This window comes from Actinomadura napierensis (assembly GCF_039529375.1).
In the GTDB taxonomy this organism is placed as follows: Bacteria; Actinomycetota; Actinomycetes; order Streptosporangiales; family Streptosporangiaceae; genus Spirillospora; species Spirillospora napierensis.
This window is the reverse complement of the sequence record NZ_BAAAMR010000045.1, coordinates 1-15853: the sequence shown is the minus strand read 5'-3', so window position 1 is coordinate 15853 and position 15853 is coordinate 1. Positions and strand designations below refer to the sequence as shown.

Below are 15853 nucleotides of genomic sequence, written 5' to 3'. Positions count from 1 at the left end.
GGTGAGCAGGCGTTACTTGCGGCGCCGGGCTCCCCGGCGCATCTGGCTGGGCTTGCGCAGCGGATCGCCGGCCTCGACCTGCGCCGCCCGCCGCTTGGCACCGTACTCCGCGAGCGCCTCGGCGAGCGCCGATACCGACGGTTTGTCCGCCATGACGTCGACGCGCAGGCCGTACTCCTCGGCGGTCTTGGCGGTCTGCGGGCCGATCACCGCGATCACCGTGACGTTGTGCGGCTTGCCCGCGATGCCGATCAGGTTCTTCACCGTGGACGAGGAGGTGAACAGCACCGCGTCGAACCCGCCGCCCTTGATCGCCTCGCGGATCGGGGCGGGCGGCGGCGCGGCCCGGACGGTCCGGTAGGCGGTGACGTCCTCGCACTCCCAGCCGAGCTCGGTGAGCTTGGCGATGAGGGTGTCGGTGGCGATGTCGGCGCGCGGCAGCAGCACCCGGTTGATCGGGTCGAGGTCCTCGTCGTAGGGCGGCCACACCTCGGCGAGGCCCTCGCTGGACTGCTGCCCGGACGGGGTCAGGTCGGGGTGGATGCCGAACTCCACCAGCGCGGCGGCGGTCTGCTCGCCGACGGCGGCGACCTTGAGACCGGCGAACGCGCGGGCGTCCAGCCCGTAGGCGACGAACTTCTCCCGGACGGCCTTGACCGCGTTGGTGGAGGTGAACACCACCCACTCGTAGCGGCCGGTGACCAGGCCCTTGACGGCACGGTCCATCTGCTGCGGGGTGCGCGGCGGCTCGACGGAGATCGTCGGGACCTCGTCGGGGACGGCGCCGTACCCGCGGAGCTGGTCCGACAGCGACGCGGCCTGCTCCTTGGTGCGCGGCACCAGCACGCGCCAGCCGAACAGCGCCTTGGTCTCGAACCAGGACAGCTTGTCGCGCCAGGAGACCACGTCCCCCACGATGATCATCGCGGGGGCCTCCATGCCCTTGGTGTCGGAGGCCAGCTTCTGCAGGGTGGAGACGACGGTCTCCTGCTCGGTGGTGGTGCCGAGGCTGGTCATCGCGGCGGGCGTGGAGTCGGCGCGGCCGGCCGCGACCAGGCCCTTGGCGACTTCGGCGACAGCGCCCTCGGCGCCGAAGATGACGAGCGTGGCGTCGGAGCCGGCGAACCGCTCCCAGTCCACGCCGCCGTCGGAGGCGTCGACGAACCGGAACTCGCGGTGCTCGGGGTCGGTCAGCGGGATGCCCGCATAGCCCGGCACACCGGTCACGGCGGACACGCCGGGGACGACCTCGAACGGCACCCCGGCCTTGTGCAGCGCGGCGCCCTCCTTGGCCAGCCCGCAGACGACGCCGGGGTCGCCGGGGAACAGCCGGACGACGCGGCGGCCCGCCTTGGCGGCGCGCGACGCGAGCTTCACCGGGTCGCCCTCGGCGGTGTCGAGGATCTCCACGTCCGCGCGGCAGTGCGCGAGGACGTCGGCGGGGCAGTGCGCACGGCTGACCACGACGGTGTCGGCGCGCTCCAGCTCGGCCGCGGCGCGCAGCGTCAGCAGGCCCGGGTCGCCCGGGCCCATGCCGACGATCGCGACCGTGCCCGGGTCGGCGGTCCGGCTCGGCCGGCCGGCCGTGGTCGATCCGGCGGCGCCCGGGCCGGCGGCCCCCGGGCGGGCGGGGCTCTGGCTAGCGGGGCTCAATCGCGCTCCCCCATCAACTGGTCGGCCCCCTGCGCGAGCAGCCGGTGCGCGAGATCGCGCCCCAGCCGTTCCGCGTCGTCCGGGTGGCCGCTTGCGGACAGCCTGATCTGCCGGCCACCGTCGATCGCGGCGACGGCGGCGGTCAGATGCAGTTCTTGTTCTACTTCGGCAGCGTATGTTCCCACGGGCGCGGAGCAACCGCCCTCCAGGACGGCCAGCACCGTCCGCTCCGCGGTGACGCAGGCCCTGGTCACCGGGTCATCGACCGTTCCAAGCAGGGCGCGCAGGTCCGCCCGGTCGGCGCGGCATTCGAGCGCGAGCGACCCCTGCCCGGGCGCCGGCAGCATCTGGTCCGGGTCGAAGACCTCCGCGACCGCGTCCAGCCGGCCGATCCGGCGCAGGCCCGCGTGCGCGAGCACCACCGCGTCCAGCTCGCCGTCGGCGACCTTGCGCAGCCGGGTGTCGGCGTTGCCGCGGATCGCCACGACGTCCAGGTCCGGGCGCATCGCGCGCAACTGGGCGACGCGGCGCGGCGAACCGGTGCCGACGCGGGCGCCGCGCGGCAGGTCGGCCAGCTTGCAGGGGCCGCACAGCGCGTCGCGCGGGTCGTCGCGCGGCGGGGTCGCGGCGAGCGCGATCCCGTCGGCGGACCCGGTCGGCAGGTCCTTCAGCGAGTGCACGGCGAAGTCCACCTCACCGGCCAGCAGCCTGTCGCGCAGCGCGTTGACGAAGACACCCGTCCCGCCGATCTGGGCGAGCAGCGCCTTGGAGACATCACCTTCGGTCGTTACCCCGACCAGCTCCACGGCATGCCCCGTGCGCTCCGTCAATGCGTCCGCGACCTGCTGCGACTGCGTCATCGCCATCAGGCTCCTGCGGGTGCCGAGCCGCAGCGGGCCCCTGTCGGCGGTACTCAATGCGCTGCTCCACTCACTGCCCTGCTCCCACCGTCGGCGGGGCGGGCGGCCACCCGGTCACCCGCGTTCACGTCTGCTCTCCTTCGCCGCGCGGCGCGCCGTCCCGGGCGCTGACCGCCCGGACGCTCGCCGCCTGCGCGTTCACGGTCCCCGCGCTCACGGCGTCCGCCTTCGCGGTGCCGGTCTTCACGGTGCCCGTCTTCACGCCCGGCGCGGCGTCCGCGGGGCCGCTGCTCACGCAGTCGGCCTCGGCGCAGTCCACCTGCGTCACCCGGGCGACCTCTTCGGCTTTCGCCGCGTCCGCCACCCGCGCCCCGCCGGCGGGCCCGTCCACACCACGGGCCCCTTCCACCACCGTACGTGCGGAACCGCTCCAGGGGGCCGAGGCGCTCCCGGCCGGCGGCTCCGCGTCGTCCGCGTCCGCGCTCATGTCGGCGCGCGCGACCGCCACCGGCGCCTTCGGGTCCAGGTCGAACAGCCGGCGCAGCGCGTCGGCGTAGGAGTCGCCGCCCGGCGCCGCCGCCAGCTCCTTCACCCGGACGGTCGGTGCGTGCAGCAGCTTGTCGGCGACCCGCCGGACGGTCTGCTGGATCTCCCGGACGGCCCGCTCGTCCAGCTCGGGCAGCCGGCCTGCGAGCCGCGTCAGCTCGGACTCCACGACCGCGGCGGCCTTGGTGCGCAGCGCCACCACGGTCGGCGCGACCGCCGCGGCGCGCGCGGCGCTGAGGAACGCCTCGACCTCGTCGCGGACGATCCGCCGGACCGCCTCGACGGCCTCCGGGCCGATCGCCCGGGCCGCCTCCTGCGCGGTGCGCAGCTCGTCCAGCCCGGCGAGCCGCACGCCGGGCAGCGCGCCGACGGCCGGGTCGACGTCGTGCGGGAGCGCGAGGTCCAGGAAGAACCGGTCGCGGCCGTCGGATCCGACGCCCTGCGCGACCACCTGCGCCGCCGTCAGCACCAGGCCCGCCGCGCCCGTGCACGACACCACCAGGTCGGCCTCGGCGAGCGCCGCGTCCAGCGCGGTCAGCTCGACCGCCCGGGCGGGCACGTCCAGCGACTCGGCCAGCCGGACGGCGTTGGCGTGCGTGCGGTTGGCGACCACGACCTCGCGGGCCCCGGCCCGGCTGAGCGTCGCCGCCGCCAGCGAGCTCATCGACCCGGCGCCGACGACCAGCGCCCGGACCCCGTCCAGCGGGCCGAGGTGCCGCGCGGCGACCTCCAGGCCCACGCTGACCAGCGACGCGCCCGCCTGGTCGATGCCGGTCTCGGCGTGCGCGCGCTTGCCGACCCGCAGCGCCTGCTGCAGCACGTCGTGCAGGTCGCGGCCGAGCGTCCCCTCGTCCTGGGCGAGCCGGAACGCCTGGCGGAGCTGGCCGAGGATCTGGCCCTCGCCGACCACCATCGACTCCAGCCCGCACGCCACCGCGAACACGTGCTGGACGGCCCGCTCCTCGTAGTGCACGTACAGGTGCCGCGACAGCTCGTCCAGCGGGACGCCGGAGTGCAGCGCCAGCAGCTCGGAGATCGCCGAGACGCCGCCGTGGAACTTGTCGACGACGGCGTAGATCTCGACCCGGTTGCACGTCGACACGATCGCCGTCTCGGCGACGTTCGCGGACTCGTGCACCGCGTGCAGCAGCTTGGCCAGGTCGTCCCCGGTGACCGCCGTCCGCTCCAGCACGGGTACGGGCGCGCTCCGGTGACTGAGCCCCACCACCAACACACTCATGCTTCAACCGCCTCTACGTACTGCGTGGCGCCGGGAGGGGCGTCGCCGCTCGCCAGGGGGGCGTAGTCGCCGGGCCCCCCGGCCTTGCGCTGTTCGTGGAACGCGAGGATCTGCAGCTCGATGGACAGGTCGACCTTCCGCACGTCCACCCCTTCGGGCACCGACAGCACGACGGGCGCGAAGTTCAGCACGCTCGTCACGCCTGCGGCCACGACGCGGTCGCACACCCCCTGGGCGGCGGCCGCCGGGGTCGCGATCACGGCGATCGAGACGCCGTGATCGGCGATCACGTCCTCGAGCCGGTCGGTGTGCTCCACGGTCATGCCGGAGATCTCCTGGCCGACGATCGCCTCGTCGGCGTCGAGCAGGCCGGCCACCCGGAATCCGCGGGACGCGAATCCGCCATAACCGGCCAATGCACGGCCCAGGTTACCGACACCGATGATGGCGACCACCCAATCCTGGGTGAGGCCAAGCTCACGCGAGATCTGGTAGACGAGGTACTCGACCTCGTAGCCGACGCCCCGGGTGCCGTAGGAGCCCAAGTGGGACAGGTCTTTGCGGAGCTTGGCGGAGTTCACCCCGGCCGCCGCGGCCAGCTCCTCGGACGAGACGGTCGCCACACCCCGTTCCTGCAGGCCGGTGAGGGCTCGCAGGTATACCGGGAGGCGCGCGACGGTGGCTTCGGGAATGCCGCGGTCCGCGCGGTCGCGGTGGTTGCGGTTCTGTCGGGATGTCACGGCCTGCTCTTCGGGGCTCGACGCTGGGGGCGGGGCCCGAGAACCCCTCACCCCGGCTCGTGGCCGGACCGCACGGCCGCGGCCGGACCGCCCCAGGGCTATCCATCAGGTTAAGCCTTTGTGAATACGCGCACAAAGTGCCCCCCGGCCGGCGGGCCGGACGCCCGGTCCGCGGACCGCCGCACAAAGCCCGTCCAGCAGCGCGTTTCGTGACCGTACCGGCGGGCGGACCGCCCGGCGCGCCGCCGTGCGGTGTGACCTACGAGACATTTCCGAGGCCGCGTTCCAGCCCGGCCCCAACATCATTTCCGGACGGGCCCTGATCCGAACCGGATTCTGGACCCCGGTCGGACGCGCGGTCAGGACGCCCGGCGCGCCTCGGCGATCGCGGCGCGGAGCCGGTTCTCGTCGACCCGCCAGAAGTCGTGCTGGACGCCGTTGATCAGCGTCACCGGGATCTGCTCCCAGTACTCCCGCGTGTCCTCCTCGGACCGGGTGATGTCCCGCTCGTCCCACGGCACGTCCAGCTCCGCCGCGACGCGCTCGATGACGGCGCGGGCGTCGTCGCACAGGTGGCAGCCGGGCTTGCCGAGCAGCGTGATGCGGACCTCCGCGTCGGACGGCACGCTCACCTCCCCTGGTGGTCCGGTGCGGGCAGCGGGACCTTGGCCGCGCCGAGCCGCAGCTCGATCACGTTGGTGGCCAGCACGTGCGTGCGGGACTCGGCCATGAACCGCTGCAGGTGCGGCTGCCGGCGGTGCGCGGCGAACGCCGCCTCGTCCCGGAACAGCTGGTAGAAGATCCGCTGGGTGGGGCCGTTCACGACCTCGTGGCAGGTGAAGATCAGCGTGTCCGGCTCGGCGGACCGGGCGGCCCTGACCAGGTCGGCGGCGAGCCGGTCGAAGGCGTCCTCCCGGCCGTCCAGCAGCGTGTAGACGGTGATCTGGCCGCACGCGTCGGGCAGCCCGCCGCCGGAGACTCCGCCGGGAAGGCCGCCAGGGAGGCCGCCGGGGAGACCGCCGGACGGGCCGAGCGCGCCGAGCGGCCCCGCGAGGGCACCGCCGGGAAGCGCGGGCTCGGGGACGGCGGGCGGGCCGTCCACGCTGGTCGGGCCGGCCGGGTCGGGGCCGAACCCGGACGCGTCGAAGGACGCCGGGGCGAAGGCCCCGGGGGCCGCGGGCTCCGCCGGCGGGTCGGGGAAGCGCAGCTCCTCGGCCGCCGCCGGCTCGGGGAAGCGCAGCTCGCCGCGCCGGGGGTCGGCGGGCGGCGTCGGCGCCGGGACGGGCTCGGACCGCGCGGCGTGCACCTGCTCGGGGTACGCCTGCTCCTCGTAGCCGGTGGCGGGCTCGTCGGCGTACTCCTCGCCGTACTCGTCGTAGCCCTCGTCCTCCTCGTACACCGGGATGGTGCGCATCGCGCCGTACCAGACCAGGCCGGCGGCGGCGCCGAGCGCGATCACCGCGAGCGGGGCCGGCAGGAAGCCGCGGGTGCCGCTGACCACCAGCACCCCGGCCAGCGCGACGAGGGCGATCGGGATCAGCAGCTCGCCGGCCTCGCGGTCGCGCTTGCTCGCCAGGTAGGCGGTGACGCCGGTGCAGCCGACCAGCGCGATCACCGCGACCAGGTGCGCACCGTCGATCAGCAGCAGCGGCAGCGCGTCGTAGGTGGCGCTCGGCTTCGGCAGGCTCTTGGACAGCGAACCCTTGAGCGGGTCGACCAGCAGGATGACGATCGCGACGACCGTGTAGGAGATCGTGAACAGCCAGGCGGCGAACCGGACCTGCACGTACCGGGCGATCAGCTCGATCATGCCGAGGGCCAGCCAGACCGGCCCGACGAGCGCGGCGCCGAGCTCCATCACGCGGAAGAACAGGCCGTTGTAGCCGGCCATGAAGCCGATGGCCATGCACAGCAGCGCGAGGGTCAGGCCGACCTGGGTGAACGACCAGGCGATCAGGTAGAGCAGCCGGTCCTTGTAGGCGCGCTGAACGAGCAACCCGGTGGCCGCGAGGGCACCAAGGGTCGCAACGAACGCGATGAGGGCATCGACCATGGCGTCCCCATGGTGCCCGATGGCGGGCGATGAGAGGTAACCGCCCGCCGCGCCGGACGCCCGTCCGGCGGTCCCGCGGGCGGGTTCCGCATCACCGGTCCGGGCGCGCCGGACCCATTGCCTGGCGTACGCATCGGTATCTAGAGTGGCAAATCGCGTCGGAGGTCGCGTACGCCCCGAGGAGAACTGCATGAGCAGCTTGGCCCTCGAAACCCGGGTCGTCCCGTTTCCTCGGCGTTCCCGGGAGTCCGCCTCCGGCACCGACCGCGCCGAGGTGCTCAAGGCGCTGGTCATGCGGGCCCGCGAGGGCGACGCCGAGGCGTTCGGCTCCCTCTACGACCACTACGTCGAGCTCGTCTACCGCTACGTCTACTACCGCGTCGGCGCCCACTCCCTCACCGAGGACATCACCAGCGAGACGTTCCTGCGCGCGCTCCGGCGCATCCGCGACTTCCGCTGGCAGGGCAAGGACTTCGGCGCCTGGCTGGTCACCATCGCCCGCAACCTCGTCGCCGACCACTACAAGTCCGGCCGCTACCGGCTGGAGGTGTGCACGGCCGAACCGGTCGAGCCGGAGCGCCCGCAGGAGGGGCCCGAGCGGGCCGTCCTGGAGGCGATGACGCACCGGACGCTGCTGGCCGCCGTCCGCCGGCTCGGCTCGGAGCAGCAGGAGTGCGTGGTGCTGCGGTTCATGCACGGGCTGTCGGTCGCCGAGACCGCGCTGATCATGGACAAGAAGTCGGGCGCGATCAAGGCGCTGCAGTACCGCGCCGTCCGCTCGCTCGCCCGGATGCTCCCGGACGACCTGCGCCACTAGCCCGTCCCGGCGCTTTATTGGACGCCTTGTCACCGCCCGGCCGTAACCCGCCGGGCCGCCCGGTCGTTCTTGCGGACGTGAGGAACAGGCACGACAAGATCGTCGAGGCGGGGCAGCGGCTGGACGGACTGCGCCTGGCGGGCCTGCGCCCGCCGGAGGCGGGGGCCGCCGAGCCGGGCCCCGACCCGCGCTTCCGCGCGATGCTGCGCGAGCGCCTGGTGACCGCCGCCGGAAGCACCGGCGCCAGTACCGGCACCACCGCCGGGACCGGCGTCCATGCGGCCGACCGCGCGCGCGACCGGCTCAGTGACACCGATCGCAATGAGGCGCGCGACGACGGCCGGAACGCGCAGAGTGATTAGGCTCGGGCGTATGCGGCGATTCTGGCAGCGCGGCAAGCCCGAGGACCACGTGAGCGCCGGGGAGGCGGCCGCGGCGGCGGCGACGCAGCCGAACCCGCTCCCCGACCCGGACCCCGCCGCGGCGGCGTTCTTCGACGTCGACAACACGATGATGCGCGGCGCGTCCATCTACTACTTCGCGCGCGGCCTGGCCGCCCGCAAGCTGTTCACCATGCGCGACCTGGCGATGTTCGCCTGGGGCCAGGCCGCCTTCCGGCTGCGCGGGACCGAGAACTCCGAGCACATCGGCAGCGCGAAGGAGGCCGCGCTGGCGTTCGTCGCCGGGCAGAAGGTCGCCGGGATCGTCCGGCTGTCGGAGGAGATCTACGACGAGGTGATGGCCGACCGGATCTGGCACGGCACCCGCACCCTCGCCCTCCAGCACCTGGACGCGGGCCAGCAGGTGTGGCTGGTCACGGCCACGCCCGTCGAGGTCGCCCGGACGATCGCGCACCGGCTGGGGCTGACCGGCGCGCTCGGCACCGTCGCCGAGACCCGCGACGGCGTCTACACCGGACGGCTCGTCGGGAACCTGCTGCACGGGCCGGCGAAGGCGGAGGCCGTCCGCGCGCTGGCGGCGCGCGAGGGCCTGGACCTGGCCCGCTGCTCGGCCTACAGCGACTCGGTCAACGACCTGCCGATGCTGACGGTGGTGGGCCATCCGCACGCCGTCAACCCCGACGCCGCGCTGCGCGAGCACGCCCGGGAGCACGGCTGGCCGATCCACGACTTCCGCACCGGCCGGAAGGTGACCATGGTCGCGCTGCCGGCCGCCGCGGGCGCGGGCGCCCTGGCCGGCGGCGTCGCCGCCGGCATCGCGCTGCGCCGCCACTACCGGACGAGCTGAAGCGAATGCCCACAACTCGCGACCTATCGCGAGTTGTGGCGGCACGTTCTACTCTGTCCGTGTGAGGACCGCCCGGGTGAAGGTCGAACTGGCGTTGCTGTCGCGGGTCGCCTGCCGCGGACGGGACGTCACCGGCCCCCGGCTGCGCGCCCTGCTCGCGCTGCTGGCGGCCGAACCGCGCACGGGCCTCGGCGTGAACCGGCTGGTCGAGGGCCTCTGGCCGGACGAGCGGCCGGAGAATCCGGGCAAGGCGCTGCAGGTCCTGGTCTCGCGGGCCCGCTCGCAGCTCGGCCCGGACGTCATCGCCAGCACCCCGTCCGGATACCGGCTGGGACTGGACGAGTCGGCGGTCGACGCGTCCGCCGTGCTGGCGAGCGCGTCCGAGAGCGCCCGCCGCGCCCGCGAAGGCGACCACGCCGCCGCGCTCGCGCACGCCGAGGACGGCCTCGCGCTGTTCGACGGACCCCCGGACGCGTCCGGCGACGATCCCCTGTCGCCGCTCTCGCTGTTGCGCGCCGACCGGGCCCGGACCTACGGGGAGCTCGCCCGGAGCCGCGCGCTGGCGCTGTCTCGGATCGGCCGCCGCGCGGAGGCGATCGGCCCGCTCACCGGCCTCGCCGCCGAGCATCCGCACGACGAGGAGATCCTCGCCGAGCTGCTGCGCTGCGAGGCAGCGACCGCCGGGCCGTCGGCCGCGCTGGCCCGCTTCGAGTCCTATCGCCGCGCGCTGCGCGACGAGCTCGGCACCGACCCCGGCCCCGCGCTGCGCGCCGTCCACCAGGACCTGCTGCTCGAAACGGCTCTGGACGGCGCGCCCGCCGTCCGGCGCGGTGTCGCGCACGAGCCCAACCCGCTGCTCGGCCGCGCCGCCGATGTCGCGAACGTCCTCGGCCTGCTGCTCAGCTCGCGCGTCACCTCGATCGTCGGGACAGGCGGCCTCGGCAAGACCCGGCTCGCGCACGCCGTCGCGCGGGACGCCGAGCAGCGGATCGTGCACGTCGTCCCGCTCGCCGGCGTCGCGCCGGACGGCGACGTCGCGGGCGAGGTCGCGTCCGTCCTCGGGGCCGCCGGGACGCGGGGTGCGCACGCCCGGCCGGTCGGCTCCGGCGACCTCGTCGCCGGGATCGCCGACGCGCTCGGCCCCGGCCCGGCGCTGCTCGTCCTGGACAACTGCGAGCACGTCGTGTCCCGCGCCGCCGCGCTGGTCGGCGCGCTGGTCTCGATGAGCCGCGACCTGCGCGTCCTGACCACCGGCCGGGCGCCGCTCGGGCTGTCGTCGGAGTCGGTCTACCCGCTGCCCGAGCTGGACGAGGCGACCGCCGCCGAGCTGTTCGAGCAGCGCGCCCGCGCCGCCCGCCCGAACGCCGACCTGCCCGCCGAGCGGATCCGGGAGCTGTGCCGCCACCTGGACGGCCTGCCGCTCGCGGTGGAACTGGCGGCGGCGCGCGTGCGGATCATGTCGGTGGCGGAGATCGCCCGCCGGCTGGACGACCGGTTCGCGCTGCTGCGCGGCGGCGCCCGCGACGCCCCCGCCCGGCACCGCACGATGCACGCGGTCGTCGACTGGAGCTGGAACCTGCTGGCCCCGCGGTCGCGGGCCGCCATGCGGGCGCTGTCGGTGTTCCCCGGCGGGTTCACCGCCGGCGCCGCCCGCCACCTCGTCGGCGACGACGTGCTGGAGATCCTGGAAGACCTCGCCGACCAGTCGCTGCTCGTCGTGACCGACACCGGCGCCGGCACCCGCTTCCGGATGCTGGAGAGCGTCCGCGAGTTCAGCGCCGCGCACCGTGACGAGGCCGGCGACGGCGAACGCGCCGTCACCGGCCTGCTCGCCTGGGCGCGGGAGTTCGGCACGGAGCACCACGAGCGGCTGTTCGAGGCCGAACCGCTCGAGAGGATCGAGCTCGTCCGGGCCGAGCAGGACAACCTCCAGCAGGCGCTGCGGCACGCGCTCGCCCGCCGCGCCGGACCCTCGGTCGCGGCGGTGACCGCCGTCCTCGGAGCCCTCTGGACGATCGAGTCCAGCTTCACCCGGCTGGCCGCCCTCGCCGGGGAGGCCGCGGGCGCGCTGACCATGTTCCGGCCGGCGCCGGAGGAGGTCGACACCGCACGGGCGGCCCTCGCGCTGTGCGCCATGATCGAGTTGATGCTGAAGGGCCCGCAGGTGACGCGGGCGCTGGTCGTGCTGCGCCGCCTCCCGCCGCCCTCGCCGTCCACGCTGGTCGGCGCCATGGCGATCGTCATCCGGGCCGCGCCGGAGATCCTCGCCGAAGGCTCCTCCGCCCTGGACGAGCTGCGCGCGAGCGACGAACCGCTCCTCGCCGGCATCGCCGACGTCGTCGCCGGATATGTGCTGGAACGGGCCGGCGACCTGCACGGGGCGATCGCCGCCACCGAGGCCATCCTGAAGGCGGCCGAGGCGACGGTCACGCCCTGGGTCGGGCTCGCCGCCCACTCCCGGCTCAGCGAACTGCTCATGCAGGTCGACGAGAACGAACGCGCGCGGACGCACCTGATGGCCGCCTTGCGGCTGATGGAGCGGTACCGGTGGCGGGACATGTTCGGGCTGCACTGGGCGATCGCGGGCGTCAACCTCCACCTCGGCGAGTACGACGAGGCGGAACGCTGGGCCGACCGGTCCCTCGTCTCCGGGCCCGAGGAGTCCTACGGCACCGCCACCTTCGACCTCGGCGGCCGCGCGGAGGTGGCGCTCGGCCGCGGCGACATCGGCACCGGGCTGCGGCTGTGGCGGGAGGCCGTCGACCGGCTGAAGCGCGACGGGGACCCGTCGTCCATCGAGCCGGCCTTCGACCCCTGGACGCTGGAGTCGCACATCGCCGCGGTCGTCGCGCACGCCCGGCACGGCCGGCTCGACCTCGTCGAGGACGTCGCCGCCGCGCTCCCCGCCAAGCTGTCGGCGCTGCTGGCCGATCCGCCGCTGCCCGTCCCGGCGTTCTTCATGGACCTGCCCGTGCAGGGCGGCATCCTGCTGGCCCTCGCGATGGTGGACCTCGCCCGCGGCGGCGACCCGGCGCGCGCCGCCCGCATGATCGCGCTGGCCGAGCGGCTCAACTTCGTCCGGACGTTCCAGCCGACGATGGCACCGGGCGCCGTCCGCCGCGCCGCCCAGGACGCCGACGGGCCGGCGTACGCCGACGCGGTGTCGGAGTACGCCGGCCTCGACCGGGACGGGCTGCGGGCCGCCGCCCGCGAGGCGCTGAACGCCTGGGTCACCGCGACGGATCGCGGTTGAACAGCCACTTCGCCCACAGGTAGCCGACCACCGTGACGCCCACGCACCACGCGACCGAGACCGCCGCGTCGTGCCCCGCGGGCTGGCCCATCAGCATCTTCCGCAGCGCCTCGATCATCGGGGTGAACGGCTGGTATTCGGCGAACCACCGCACCCCGGCCGGCATCGAGTCCGGCGGGACGATCGCGCTGCCGAGGAACGGCAGGAACTGGATGAGCAGCGGCGAGTTGCTCGCCCCCTCCGGACCCTTCGCCAGCAGCCCCAGCGCCACCGCGAACCACGTCAGCGCGAACGTCAGCAGCACCATCAGCCCCGCCGCGCCGAGCCAGCCGCCGAGCCCGGCGTCCGGCCGGTACCCCATCGCGACCGCCGCCAGCACCGACAGCACCAGACTGACCAACGTCTGCATCATGCTGCCGACGACATGCCCGGTGAGCAGCGACGACCGTGCGATCGGCATCGTGCGGAACCGGGTGATGACGCCCTCCGTCATGTCCACCGCCACCGCCACGGAGGGCGACATGCAGCCCGACGCCACCGCCATCAGGATGATCCCGGGCGTCACGTAGTCGATGTAGTCGCCCCCGCCGACGCCCTTGCCGAGCGCCTTGCCGAACACGCCGACGAACAGCAGCAGGAACAGGATCGGCGTGATGATCGAACTCACCGACAGCGCCGGATAGCGCAGCGCGTGCCGCAGATTGCGGCGCAGCATCGTCGCCGAGTCCGCCGTCACCTGGGAGATCGCGGTCATCGCGAGGCCACCTTCCGCTCGTCTGTGTCGTCGGCGGTGTCGCCGGTGAGGGCGAGGAACACGTCGTCCAGATCAGGGGTGTGGACGGAGAACTCCTCCACCTCGATTGCCTCGTCCTCCAGGCGGCCGAGCAGCGCCCGCAACGACCGGACGCCGCCGTCGCTCGGCACCTGCAGCGTCAGCGCCTCGTCGTCGCGCGCCGACACCGGCAACACCCGCGCCGCCGCGTCCAGGCCGTCCGGACCGGCCAGCCGCAGCACCACGTGCCCGCCCGGGACCATCCGCTTGAGCTGCTCGGACGTGCCGTCCGCGACCAGCCGGCCGCCGTTCAGCACGCCGATCCGGTCGGCGAGCCGGTCCGCCTCGTCCAGGTACTGCGTCGTCAGGAAGATCGTCACGCCGCCGGCCACCAGCCCCCGCACCAGGTCCCACGTCGCCCGGCGGCTGCGCGGATCCAGCCCCGTCGTCGGCTCGTCCAGAAAGATGATCTGCGGTTCGCCGACCAGCGTCATCGCGATGTCGAGCTTGCGCCGCATCCCGCCCGAGTACGTGGACGCGAGCTTCCCCGCCGCCTCCACCAGGTCGAACCGCTCCAGCAGCGCGTCCGCCCGCCGCCGCCCCTCCACGCGGCCGAGCCGGTAGAGGTCGGCCATCAGGATCAGGTTCTCGCGACCGGTCAGCAGTCCGTCCACCGCCGAGTACTGGCCGGTCACCCCGATCGCGCGCCGCACCCCGTCCGGATCCCGCGCCACGTCCCGCCCCGCGACCCGCGCCTCGCCGCCGTCCGCGCCGATCAGCGTCGAAAGGATCTGCACCATCGTGGTCTTGCCCGCCCCGTTCGGCCCCAGCAGCGAGAACACCGTCCCCCTGGGCACCTCGAAGTCGAGCCCGTCGAGCACGACCTTCTCCCCGAACGCCTTCCGCAGCCCGACCACCTCGATGGCCGTCTGCACCGGTTTCGTCGTCATGCCGGACACCCTGCGCTGGGTCGCCTTCAGGACGCTTTCACCACGGTTTCAAGCACGGTTTCAGACGCGGTTTCGAGGCGATTCGAGGGCGCCGCTAGTGCTTCGGCGAGCATGCCGATCACGGCCCAGTCGACTCACGGCCCAGTCGACGAGACGCGCCACCTGGATCTCCGTGCAGGCGGCGATCTCCACCAAGGCCCGTGAGGGCGAGATTCTGCTATTTGGGCATTGATAATTCAGGGATGGGGCTTTGGAGGCATGGGTTAAAGGGGCGGTGGGGGCGGCGCTGCGTACGGGGCCGCCCCTCCAAAGTCAAGGGCGCCTTCGGCGTCGCTTCGCGATGGACTTCGTCCACCCTTGACTTTGGAGCCTCTGCGGCCCCTGAGGCAGCGCTTAAGGGGCAGGCTCCGCCTGCCCCGCCTGGTCGCGCCGCCCCCACCGCCCGCCCACGCCCGCGTGCTCAACAATTAACCAAATGGGACAACACCTATCCTCAGAGCAACAGAACACGAACCCTTTCAAGTCGCGATTGTCGGCCACGCAGGGTATGCTTTACCTATGCAATCAGTGACGGTCGACCTTGAGACCGCGTCCACCACACAATTGGTGGACGCGGTCTCAGCGATCGCCACTGAACTCGCCCAGCGAGAAGCTCCGGAATCTGCGGCCGCGTGCCTGGAACTCACCGAGACCCTGGCCGCTGCAGCCGATATGCAGGAAAGCGCACTGGCCGGTTTCATCCGCCGAGTCGACGCCACCGGCGAGCAGAAACGCTGGGGGTTCCCCTCCACCCGGGCATGGCTACGATCCCGGCTCGGCATGCGGGAGAACCGCACCACCGAACGCCTCATCCTCGCCCGCCAGCGGCACCGCCTCCCGCAGGTCGCCGAACGCCTCGCCGCCGGGAAACTGTCGTACGGGTATGCGGCCACGGTCGCGCAGAGTGTGGCGCGGCTGGAGGACACCGACTGCACCCAAGCCGAGACCACCCTGCTGGGTTTCGTCGACCAAGGCTTCTCGGCCGCGAAGGTGGGGGTGTTCGGCCGCCGCATCTGTGATGTGATCGCCGAACGCGACGGCACCGAGACCACCCCCGGTGAGGATGCCAAGCGCGGGTACGCCAAGTCGTGGATCACCAGCACCGGTTCGCTGGACGGCGGCCGCTACATCAAGGGATGGCTGAACGCCGAAGACGCCGCCATCTGGGACGGGACGCTTGCTCCGCTGGCCAAGCCGGCCGGGCCCGATGACCACCGCGACGTCGGCGAGCGGACGGCGGCGGCACTGTCCAGTGTGCTGTCGGGCGGGCACAAGGCCACCAAGGTCACGGTCATCTGCGACCTGGAGACCTTGACGGGCGGCAATGCCCCCGCCCGCCTCACCGACGGCACCCCGATCCCCGCCGCCCAAGCCCGCCGCATCGCCCTGTCGGCCGGAGTCTCACCCCTCCTGCTCGGACGCGGCCACACCCCGCTCTACCTGGGCTATCGGGAGCGGTTTGCCAGCGCCGCCCAACGGCAGGTGCTAGAGACGCTGTACCCGACCTGCGCGGTGCGGGAATGCGAGATCCCCGGGACGCTGTGCGAGGTCGACCACGTCAACGGCTGGGCACTCGGCCACTCACCCACCGACATCGACCAACTTGCCCTCACCTGCGGATGGCACAACCGCTTCAAACACACCAGCCCAGATCAGATCGGGATCACCAAAGACCCCGACGG

12 protein-coding genes and 1 pseudogene are annotated in these 15853 nt (G+C 73.5%); 5 read left to right on the top strand and 8 right to left on the bottom strand.

The genetic code is table 11. The features are described from left to right. Window positions 1–12: 12 nt before the first annotated feature. The 6 genes and pseudogenes from ABD296_RS24290 to ABD296_RS24265 all read right to left on the bottom strand — a co-directional run bounded on the left by ABD296_RS24290 (window position 13) and on the right by ABD296_RS24265 (window position 7092). Window positions 13–1653 carry a bifunctional uroporphyrinogen-III C-methyltransferase/uroporphyrinogen-III synthase gene (locus tag ABD296_RS24290; RefSeq protein WP_407061507.1) on the bottom strand — a complete coding sequence of 547 codons (1641 nt, stop codon included), beginning with the start codon at window positions 1651–1653 and terminating at the stop codon, window positions 13–15. Beyond that, on the bottom strand, window positions 1650–2519 hold the full coding sequence (gene hemC, locus ABD296_RS24285) for a hydroxymethylbilane synthase (protein ID WP_407061509.1): 870 nt from the start codon (window positions 2517–2519) through the stop codon (window positions 1650–1652). Before hemC ends, ABD296_RS24290 begins: the two co-directional genes overlap by 4 nt. 460 nt (window positions 2520–2979) lie before the next feature. After that, window positions 2980–4299: pseudogene (locus ABD296_RS24280) on the bottom strand (glutamyl-tRNA reductase); the annotation flags it as partial. Next, on the bottom strand, window positions 4296–5039 hold the full coding sequence (locus ABD296_RS24275; protein WP_344271257.1) for a redox-sensing transcriptional repressor Rex: 744 nt from the start codon (window positions 5037–5039) through the stop codon (window positions 4296–4298). The gene ABD296_RS24275 and the pseudogene ABD296_RS24280, both read right to left, overlap by 4 nt. A gap of 359 nt (window positions 5040–5398) precedes the next feature. Beyond that, the gene (locus ABD296_RS24270) at window positions 5399–5665 is read right to left on the bottom strand and encodes a glutaredoxin family protein (protein WP_344271254.1); all 267 of its coding nucleotides are present in this window, start codon (window positions 5663–5665) and stop codon (window positions 5399–5401) included. Window positions 5666–5667: 2 nt separating this feature from the next. After that, window positions 5668–7092: a putative quinol monooxygenase gene (locus ABD296_RS24265; protein ID WP_344271251.1), complete on the bottom strand. Its 1425-nt coding sequence runs from the start codon at window positions 7090–7092 to the stop codon at window positions 5668–5670. A gap of 190 nt (window positions 7093–7282) precedes the next feature. On the opposite strand from ABD296_RS24265, the gene ABD296_RS24260 reads away from it, so the two are divergent. The 4 genes from ABD296_RS24260 (at window position 7283) to ABD296_RS24245 (ending at window position 12410) form a co-directional block, all read left to right on the top strand. Continuing rightward, window positions 7283–7909, top strand: coding sequence for a sigma-70 family RNA polymerase sigma factor (locus tag ABD296_RS24260; protein WP_344271248.1), 627 nt, complete (start codon window positions 7283–7285; stop codon window positions 7907–7909). Between the two features lie 77 nt (window positions 7910–7986). Beyond that, window positions 7987–8271, top strand: coding sequence for a hypothetical protein (locus ABD296_RS24255; protein WP_344271245.1), 285 nt, complete (start codon window positions 7987–7989; stop codon window positions 8269–8271). Window positions 8272–8281: 10 nt separating this feature from the next. Next, a complete protein-coding gene (locus ABD296_RS24250) occupies window positions 8282–9157 on the top strand; it encodes an HAD family hydrolase (protein ID WP_344271241.1) in 876 nt (291 codons plus the stop codon). Between the two features lie 61 nt (window positions 9158–9218). Further along, the gene (locus ABD296_RS24245) at window positions 9219–12410 is read left to right on the top strand and encodes an ATP-binding protein (protein ID WP_344271239.1); all 3192 of its coding nucleotides are present in this window, start codon (window positions 9219–9221) and stop codon (window positions 12408–12410) included. On the opposite strand, the gene ABD296_RS24240 is transcribed toward ABD296_RS24245, so the two are convergent. Next, window positions 12388–13164 (bottom strand): ABC transporter permease, encoded by a 777-nt coding sequence (locus ABD296_RS24240; RefSeq protein WP_344271237.1) that lies wholly within the window; start codon window positions 13162–13164, stop codon window positions 12388–12390. The genes ABD296_RS24245 and ABD296_RS24240 overlap by 23 nt on opposite strands. Continuing rightward, a complete protein-coding gene (locus ABD296_RS24235) occupies window positions 13161–14132 on the bottom strand; it encodes an ATP-binding cassette domain-containing protein (RefSeq protein ID WP_344271234.1) in 972 nt (323 codons plus the stop codon). The genes ABD296_RS24240 and ABD296_RS24235 overlap by 4 nt, the downstream gene beginning before the upstream one ends. 558 nt (window positions 14133–14690) lie before the next feature. On the opposite strand from ABD296_RS24235, the gene ABD296_RS24230 reads away from it, so the two are divergent. Further along, on the top strand, window positions 14691–15853 hold a 1163-nt coding region (locus ABD296_RS24230), incomplete at its 3' end, for an HNH endonuclease signature motif containing protein (RefSeq protein WP_344271231.1).